The organism is Actinotalea ferrariae, from assembly GCF_019733465.1.
Classification (GTDB): Bacteria; Actinomycetota; Actinomycetes; order Actinomycetales; family Cellulomonadaceae; genus Actinotalea; species Actinotalea ferrariae_A.
The window spans coordinates 1-7,018 of record NZ_JACVQL010000127.1 but is presented as its reverse complement, the minus strand read 5'-3'; the positions used below and the strand labels follow the sequence as shown (position 1 = coordinate 7,018).

Here is a 7,018-nt window from a genome sequence, read left to right as displayed (position 1 = left end):
GGCGTGCACCTCGACGGGACGCGTGCTGGGCACGCCCGCCGCGATCGCGGCGCCGAGCGCGCCGGAGCCGCAGCACAGGTCGACGACGACCGGCCGGGCCGCCGGTGGGGGTACGTCCGACGCGCCGCCGGCGAGGAGGCGCAGCGCCTCGCGGACCACCAGCTCGCTGCGCCGCCGCGGCACGAACACGCCGGGCTCGACGGCGACCCGCAGGCCGGCGAAGGCGGCCCACCCGAGCACCTGCTCGAGCGGCTCGCCGGCGACGCGGCGTGCGGTGAGCGACGCGAGCGAGGCCGCGTCGGAGGCTGCCTCGACGAGCAGCGCGGCCTCCTCCTCGGCGAAGACACAGCCCGCGGCGCGGAGCTCGGCGGCGACGACGTCGGACATGCCGGTCATCATCCAGGACCCGGTCGGGCCCCGGTGGAGGTCCGCACGAGGGCGTCGCCGCCGGGCACGGCTGAGGGGAGCGGCGCCGCGCGCCGCTCCCCTCAGGGCCGTCATGGTGCGGGCGGCACCCGTCGCCGGGGCCGCCGGGCCGTCAGAGGCGGCCGGAGTCGCCCTGGACCGGGTCGTCGTCCGTCACGCCCGCGACGGGGTCCGTCGCCAGCGGGTCGGTGCCCGTGTAGGGCAGCGGCTCCGTGTGGGCCGTCGTGGTCGACAGCGTGTCGGTCGTCGAGTAGGTCACCGGCTCGACCGGGACGACGACGTCGACCTGCTCGACGTCGGTCTCGGAGCCCTTGTCGCTCTTCGCCTTGATCGCAGCCGCAGCTGCGCCCGCCGCGACCGCCGCGCCGGCCGCCATGGCGGCGCCCGAGAGACCTGCCTTGCCCTTGTCGCCCTGCGACGCCGTCGCCGACTCGACGCCCGGAGTGCCCACGGCCGCACCCTCGTTCACGGACCCGCGCCAGGCGCCGGTGGCGTAGCCCTCGGCCTCGATGAACGTCTTGAACATCTCGAGGTCCTTCTCGGCCTGGTTCTCGACGATGTTCAGCTTGTCGCCGACCTTCTCCACGAGGCCCTCGGGCTCGTACTCGAGCGAGAGGTGCACCGACGTCTGGCCGCCACCGACGTCGGAGAACGTCACGGCGCCGGCGTTGGTCGCGCCCTCGGTGGCCGCCCAGGCGACCTTCTGGTCCGGGACCTGCTCGAGGATCCGGGCCTCCCACTGCCGCTTGACCCCACCGATCTCGGCGACCCACTGCAGGCGGTCGTCCGTGAGCTGCGTGACCTTGGAGACGCCGCCCATGAAGTGGGGGAACTCCTCGAACTGCGTCCACTGGTTGTAGGCCACGCTGAGCGGCACGTTCACCAGGATGGACTTCTCGACCTTCGTCGTCATGGCATCTCCAGTCGTCGGTGGTGCGGCGTGGGTCGCACGCCTTCTCGGTGTTCCTCCAGCATGCGTGACCATCCCGTGACCCGCGCGGTGAACCCGGACGCTCACCCCTCCGGGTGGTCCTGGGGTCCCGGAGGGTGCCCCGTCAGGACATGCCGGGCTGGTAGCTCGGGGCCGCGACCGTGGGGTCCACCGGAGCGGTCCCCGCCTGCTGCCCCATCTGCTGCCCCGCGCCCGTGCCCGTGCCCTGGGCGGTCGACGTCGTCGGGCGGGCGGTGCGTGCGTCGATGCGCCGGCGCAGCGCGTCGGCGCCGAGGATCGTCAGACCCGCGGCCACGATCCACGGGCCGGCCACGATGACGGGGTCGAGCGCCTGGTGCCCGACGTCGACGCGCTTGCCGGCCGTGCGCGACGAGAGCCCGTGGTGCGTGATCTCCGCCTTGATGCCGGTCTCGGTGAGGAGGTTGTCCGGTCGCGTGCTCGCGAGCGCCGTGAGGTGGCTCTCGACGGCGTCGACGCGGTCGGCCGCGATGAGCAGGAGCCAGTGAGCGGCCCGGCCCTCGCTGTACCGCTCGTAGGCGAACCGCCGGATCGCGCCGGACGCGCCCTTGAGCGGGGCGGACGTCCCGAAGACGGGCGGCATCGTGCCGTGCTCGATCGACCGCTCCCGCGGCGAGTGCTCGACCTGCCGCTCGGGGAAGTCCCAGTGCGCGCCGGTCTCGATCCCCGGCACCTCGCGGGGGACGGACGGGCGGTCCCGCGGGTCGAGGTCGGCGCCCCAGCCGGGGATGCGGGCGCGGAGCTGCTCCGGGGTCTCGGGCAGCGGCGGCTTCTCGGCGGTGTAGGCCATGGTGCTCTCCTTCTCGACGCGTGAGGGGGCGGGCTACGCCGCGCTCGGGACGATGACCGGCTTGATGCAGCCGTCGAGCTTCGCGGAGAACATGTGGTACCCCTCCGCGATGTGCTCGAGCGGGATGCGGTGCGTCACGATCTCGTTGGGCTTGATGTAGCCGTTGCGGATGTGCTCGAAGAGCCGCGGCCACTGGCGCTTGACCGGGCACTGGTTCATCCGCAGCGTGAGCCCCTTGTTGACCGCGTCGCCGAACTTCACGGCGCTGAAGATCGGTCCGTACGCGCCCATCACGGAGACCGTGCCGCCCTTGCGCACGGCGTCGATCGCCCAGTTCAGCGCGACCGGCGAGCCGCCCTGCAGCTTGAGCTTGGCGCCCGTGACGTGCTGCGTGAGGTTGCCGTCGGCCTCGGCGCCGACCGCGTCCACCACGCGGTCCGCGCCGATCCAGCCGGTGGTCCGCTTCATCTCCACGACGATGTCGTCGTGCTCGGCGAAGTTGATCGTCTCCGCGTGCGCGAACGTCCGGGCCTTCTCGAGCCGGTAGTCCAGGTGGTCGATGACGATGACGCGCCCCGCGCCCATGAGCCAGGCGGACCGCGCGGCGTAGAGGCCGACCGGCCCGGCGCCGAAGACGGCGACGGTGTCGCCCTCCGCGATGTCCGCGAGCTGCGCGCCGAAGTACCCGGTGGCCAGGGCGTCGGTGCACAGCAGGGCGTCCTCGTCCTCCAACCACTCCGGGATGAGGGCGGGGCCGACGTCCGCGAACGGGACGCGCACGAACTCGCTCTGGCCGCCGTCGTACCCGCCGGTCGTGTGCGAGTAGCCGTAGATGCCGCCCACCGCGGTCGCGTTCGGGTTGACGTTGTGGCAGTTGGAGAACAGCCCGCGCGCGCAGAAGAAGCACGAGCCGCAGTAGATGTTGAACGGGACCATCACGCGGTCGCCGACCTTGAGGTTCTGCACGCTCGGGCCCACCTGCTCGACCACGCCGATGAACTCGTGGCCGAACGTGTGCCCGACCCGCGTGTCCGGCATGAGCCCGTGGTACAGGTGGAGGTCGGACCCGCAGATCGCCGCGAGCGTCACGCGGACGATCGCGTCGTTCGGGTGCTCGATCCGAGGCATCTCCTTCTCCTCGACGCGCACCTTGTACGGTCCCCGGTACACCATCGCGCGCATCGCCCAGCCCCTGTCCTCGTCGTCGGTCGGCCGTCCTTCGTCGCCGTCAAGCGTCACACGGGTCCCGCGGGGACGCTCGGCGACGGGCATGAACCGCGGATGCCGAAGGTTGTGCCGGACGACGGCCCGACCGGGCGCCCGGACGGTGGATGCCGCAGGCGGCCGGGCCGACGACGAGAGGACGTGCAGTGGCGGACTACGGACAGGAGCTGCGGTTCGGCTCGTTCCTCACCCCGACGGCGGCGTCGCCGCAGGAGGTCGTGCGCCTCGCCCAGATCTCGGAGCGTGCGGGCCTGGACCTCGTGAGCGTCCAGGACCACCCGTACCAGCCGGCGTTCCTCGACACGTGGACGCTCCTGAGCCACCTCGGCGCGGTGACGAGCACGGTGCGTCTCGCGCCGAACGTCGCGAACCTCCCGCTGCGGCCCCCCGCCGTGCTCGCCCGGAGCGCCGCGAGCCTCGACCTGCTCACGGGCGGGCGGTTCGAGCTCGGGCTCGGCGCGGGAGCCTTCTGGCAGGCGGTCGAGGCGATGGGCGGACGCCGGCTCAGCCCCGGCGAGGCGGTGCGCGCCGTGACCGAGGCCATCGAGATCATCCGCGGCGTCTGGGACGCGGCGGAGCGCCGACCGCTGCGGGTCGACGGCGAGGTGCACCGGGTCGACGGCGCCAAGCGCGGACCGGCGCCGGCGCACCCGGTCGAGATCTGGCTCGGCGCGTACAAGCCCCGCATGCTCGCGCTCGCGGGCCGTGCCGCGGACGGGTGGCTGCCGTCCCTCGGCTACCTGGACCTGGCCGACGCCCCGGCGGCGCACGCGGTGATCGACGACGCGGCGCTCGAGGCGGGCCGGGACCCCGCCGACGTGCGGCGCCTGCTCAACGTGAACGGCCGGTTCGAGGCGAGGTCGGGCGGGTTCCTCGTCGGCCCGCCGCAGCAGTGGGTCGAGGAGCTGGCGGAGGTCGCCCTCGAGCAGGGCTTCAGCACCTTCGTGCTGGGCGCCGACGACCCGACGACGATCGAGCTCTTCGGCCAGGAGGTCGCCCCCGCGGTCCGCGAGCTGGTGGCGGCCGAGCGTGCCGCCGGCCCGCGGCGCGCCGAGCGCGAGGACGACGCGGCGCGGGTCGCCGCGCACCCCGACGACGCAGACCGTGCCGGCCAGACAGATCGTGCCGGCCAGACGGACCGTGCCGGCCGTGGCCACCGTGCCGGCCAGGCGGACCCGGCGGACCGAGCCGCGCTCGGCGTGCGGACCACGCCGGCGCCGGAGCGGCTCCTGGACCGCAGCCTGCTCGACGAGGGGACCCGTCCGCGGGTCGCGCCACCCGCCGACGCGGCCTACACGGACGCCGGCCGGGCGGCGGGCGCGCACCTGGTCGAGGTGCACGACATGCTGCGGGCCGAGCTCGAGAAGGTGCGCGACCTCGTCGCGCAGGTCCGCACCGGGGTCATCGACGCGGGCGAGGCCCGGTCCGAGATCGCGACGCTGACCCTGCGCCAGAACGCGTGGACGATGGGCGCCTACTGCGAGTCGTACTGCCGCGTCGTCACCGGCCACCACTCCCTCGAGGACCAGTCGGTGTTCCCGCACCTGCGGGCCGCGGACCGGCGCCTCGAGCCGGTCCTGGACCGGCTGGCGGACGAGCACCACGTCATCCACGACGTGCTGGAGGCGGTCGACCGCGCGCTCGTCGAGGTGGTGCGGGCGGGCACCGGCACCGAGGGCTACGAGGGCGTCCAGGAGGCGGTCGACGCCCTGACCGACACGCTTCTGTCGCACTTCGCCTACGAGGAGGAGCAGCTCGTCGAGCCCCTCGCCCGGGTGGGCTTCTACCCCGGCCAGCTCTCAGGGTGACGTCAGGGACGGATCGGGGGACAGCCCCATGTCCGCGCGGGGGCGGCGGTGCCACGCTGGACGAGCCCCGGACCGCCCGGGGCACCAGCTGACCTGAGGACGACATGGCACTCCGCACGATCATGGCAACCGGCACCCTGGCCCTGCTCCTCGCGGGATGCGGCGCCCTCGGCATCGACACCGGCCCCCGCAGCACCGAGGAGCGTGAGATCGCCGACGTCACGACCGTCGCCCTCGAGACGTCGGGCGACCTGGTCGTCGAGCTGGGTGACACGCCGTCCCTCACCGTGACCGCGGGCGAGCGGGTGCTCGAGCACCTCACGAGCGAGGTCCACGACGGCGTCCTCGTGCTGGGCGCCGAGCGGCGCGGCTGGGACAACCGGGGCGAGATCGACTACCACCTGGTGGTCACGGAGCTCGAGGCGGTGCACGTACGCGGGTCCGGGGACGTCGAGGCCGACGCCGCGACGGCCGGCGGCCTCGAGGTCGTCGTCGAGGGCTCGGGCGACGTGCGGGTCGCGGACGTCGACGTCGACGCCCTGAGCGTGCGGCTCGAGGGCTCGGGCACGGTGGAGCTCGCGGGCGCGGCCACGAGCCAGGAGGTCCGGCTCGACGGGTCGGGCGACTTCGACGGGCGCGAGCTCCGCGGCGAGGACGCGGTCGTCGCGATCGCGGGCTCGGGCGACGCGGACGTGCACGTCACCGGCTCGCTGCACGCCTCGGTCGAGGGCAGCGGGTCCGTGACCCACACCGGCGGCGCCGACGTCGAGTCCGACGTGCAGGGCTCCGGCGCGGTCCGCGAGGGCTGAGCCCGAGGCCCTCGCGCCGCGGCCTCAGGCCTCGTCGGCCCGACCGGGGACCTCGGGACCGAACCACGTCAGCGCGAGGAGGCAGACGTCGTCGTGCTCGCCCACCGGGTGCGCCGGGGCGTCGCTGACCAGACGGTTCACGGGTGCCCCGCCGAGCGACCCGGCCGCCTCGACGAGCGCCGCGAGCGCCTCGTCGAGCGGCTGGTCGCGACGTTCCACCAGGCCGTCGGTGTAGAGCACGAGCCGGTCGCCCCCCGTGAGCTGCACGACGCCCTGCTCGCGCCCGGTCCTCGCGCCGCGGACGCCGAGCGGCAGGGACCGTCCCTCCCACAGGAGGGTCGTCTCCTCGCCGAGCAGGAGCGGCGGCATGTGCCCGGCGCACGCGTAGCGCACGAGGCCGGTCGCCAGGTCCAGCTCGGCGTAGGCGAGGGTCGCCATGAACCCCACGCCGGTGCGCTCGACGAAGCGGTCCAGGCGCGCGAGCACGCCGACTGGACCGTCCTCGTCGGCGACGGCGCGCACCGCGCTGCGCAGCTGACCCATCGCGGCCGCCGCGTGCAGCCCGCGCCCGACGACGTCGCCCACGGCCACGGCGAGCACGCCGTCACGCACGAGGAAGACGTCGTACCAGTCGCCGCCGACCTCGAGGGCCTGCACCCCGGGCCGGTAGATGGTCGTGACCCCGAACCGGTCGTCGTCGGGCACGTCCGTGGTGAGCAGCGCGTGCTGGAGCTCGTGGGCGACCGACGCGCTCCGGTCCTGCATGGCGGCGCGCGCGAGCGCGACGCCGGCCTGCTGCCCGAGGGCCGTGAGGAGGTCGACGTCGGGCGGCCACTCCGTGGCGGCGACGGGTTCGGGCGGGGTCAGGACGAGGGCGCCCGCCGGCCGGTCCGGCGCGCGGAGCGGCACGACGACGGAGCCGTCCGGCCGCGGCTGCGCCGGTCCCTGGAGCAGGCGTCGCGCCGGGGGACGCCCGGGCTCGGTGACGGAC

General features: G+C 74.6%; 6 protein-coding genes and 1 pseudogene. 2 read left to right on the top strand and 5 right to left on the bottom strand.

Annotated features, from left to right (window positions below; translation table 11 throughout):
- The 4 genes and pseudogenes from ICW40_RS10970 to ICW40_RS10955 all read right to left on the bottom strand — a co-directional run.
- Positions 1-387, bottom strand: a pseudogene (locus ICW40_RS10970) (putative protein N(5)-glutamine methyltransferase); the annotation flags it as partial.
- Between the two features lie 151 nt (positions 388-538).
- Positions 539-1,339: an SRPBCC family protein gene (locus ICW40_RS10965; protein WP_221653863.1), complete on the bottom strand. Its 801-nt coding sequence runs from the start codon at positions 1,337-1,339 to the stop codon at positions 539-541.
- A 142-nt stretch (positions 1,340-1,481) separates the two neighbouring features.
- Positions 1,482-2,186 carry a hypothetical protein gene (locus ICW40_RS10960; RefSeq protein WP_374199145.1) on the bottom strand — a complete coding sequence of 235 codons (705 nt, stop codon included), beginning with the start codon at positions 2,184-2,186 and terminating at the stop codon, positions 1,482-1,484.
- A 33-nt stretch (positions 2,187-2,219) separates the two neighbouring features.
- The gene (locus tag ICW40_RS10955; protein ID WP_221653864.1) at positions 2,220-3,368 is read right to left on the bottom strand and encodes a zinc-dependent alcohol dehydrogenase; all 1,149 of its coding nucleotides are present in this window, start codon (positions 3,366-3,368) and stop codon (positions 2,220-2,222) included.
- Positions 3,369-3,556: 188 nt separating this feature from the next.
- On the opposite strand from ICW40_RS10955, the gene ICW40_RS21555 reads away from it, so the two are divergent.
- Both ICW40_RS21555 and ICW40_RS10945 read left to right on the top strand, forming a co-directional pair.
- Positions 3,557-5,218: an LLM class flavin-dependent oxidoreductase gene (locus ICW40_RS21555; RefSeq protein ID WP_221653862.1), complete on the top strand. Its 1,662-nt coding sequence runs from the start codon at positions 3,557-3,559 to the stop codon at positions 5,216-5,218.
- 104 nt (positions 5,219-5,322) lie between these two features.
- Positions 5,323-6,027, top strand: coding sequence for a head GIN domain-containing protein (locus tag ICW40_RS10945; RefSeq protein ID WP_221653861.1), 705 nt, complete (start codon positions 5,323-5,325; stop codon positions 6,025-6,027).
- Positions 6,028-6,051: 24 nt separating this feature from the next.
- On the opposite strand, the gene ICW40_RS10940 is transcribed toward ICW40_RS10945, so the two are convergent.
- Positions 6,052-7,018 (bottom strand): PP2C family protein-serine/threonine phosphatase (locus ICW40_RS10940; protein ID WP_221653860.1); only part of this gene is annotated, 967 nt, incomplete at its 5' end.

Excerpts from the sequence above, each read along its gene's own strand:
- ICW40_RS10965 (WP_221653863.1), bottom strand. The coding sequence starts at position 1,339 with ATGACGACGAAGGTCGAGAAGTCCATCCTGGTGAACGTGCCGCTCAGC.
- ICW40_RS10955 (WP_221653864.1), bottom strand. The coding sequence starts at position 3,368 with ATGCGCGCGATGGTGTACCGGGGACCGTACAAGGTGCGCGTCGAGGAG.
- ICW40_RS10945 (WP_221653861.1), top strand. The coding sequence starts at position 5,323 with ATGGCACTCCGCACGATCATGGCAACCGGCACCCTGGCCCTGCTCCTC.
- ICW40_RS10960 (WP_374199145.1), bottom strand. The coding sequence starts at position 2,186 with ATGGCCTACACCGCCGAGAAGCCGCCGCTGCCCGAGACCCCGGAGCAG.